The 261-nt window shown below is 49.4% G+C and carries 1 rRNA gene; it reads right to left on the bottom strand.

Annotated features, from left to right (window positions below):
• Window positions 1-91 (bottom strand): 5S ribosomal RNA (gene rrf / locus MUA00_RS00080); the annotation flags it as partial.
• Window positions 92-261: the final 170 nt, after the last annotated feature.

The following is a 261-nucleotide window of genomic DNA, read 5'->3' on the forward strand; positions in this document are numbered from 1 at the left end:
TGGGAGACCCCACACTACCATCGGCGCTACGGCGTTTCACTTCTGAGTTCGGCATGGGATCAGGTGGGACCACCGCGCTAGTGCCGCCAGGCATATTCTGTTTCATTAACCGTCATTCTTCATGACCGTTAATTTTAATCTCGGAATTCAGCTGAAAATCAGTCTCTCTCACCAAAACACCTTCGGTGTTGTAAGGTTAAGCCTCACGGATCATTAGTACTGGTTAGCTCAATGCATCGCTGCACTTACACACCCAGCCTA

It is taken from the genome of Dryocola boscaweniae (assembly GCF_025215095.1).
GTDB lineage: Bacteria > Pseudomonadota > Gammaproteobacteria > Enterobacterales > Enterobacteriaceae > Dryocola > Dryocola boscaweniae.